The following is a 564-nucleotide window of genomic DNA, read 5'->3' on the forward strand; positions in this document are numbered from 1 at the left end:
GATGAGAATGGGTTGATCACCGATACACAACCTCCAGAAACGATGAGCTGCTCAGATCTGGACTCTGCTCAAGCTGTGGATAACACCGCAGCTGTTTGCTTTATGGGCTTATGGATCCCCGCCTGCTTTTTCTCCTTGTCGGCAGGGCCGAAGACAATGGCTGCCTATTGCGAGGATGGCGTGACCCCATTTCTTTCATTGGAAGAGAGGTTAAGGGTGAGGGAAAAGATGCCTGTGGAGCCCTACGCTGATCCTGGCTTACTTTTGGCAAGACTTCACCACTTGATGAAGAGATTGTTGCCGAATGGGAAGATGGAAAAAGTGAAACAAAATCCCTAGGAGCCTTTGTCCTGATCCTGCGCGGCCTTCTCGAACTTCAGCTAGAGCCCGCAGGAGCCCCGCACTCTACATTAGTGGCTAGTGACTAGTGGCTAGTCACTACCCACTCACCACTATCCAGGGTCAGTGCCGGAAGGAATGCGGCCTTCCTTGATGAAGTACAATCGGCGCATGACCCAAGTCCTGACTGTAGCTTGCAAACTCAAGGTGTCCCAGTCCCAGGCC

General features: G+C 52.5%; 1 protein-coding gene. It reads left to right on the forward strand.

Annotated features, from left to right (window positions below; genetic code table 11):
* The coding region (locus NW820_RS13415; protein WP_414407778.1) for a hypothetical protein at nucleotides 1–339 on the forward strand (339 nt) is incomplete at its 5' end.
* Nucleotides 340–564: the final 225 nt, after the last annotated feature.

Source organism: Synechococcus sp. R55.7, from assembly GCF_047461955.1.
GTDB lineage: Bacteria > Cyanobacteriota > Cyanobacteriia > Thermostichales > Thermostichaceae > Thermostichus.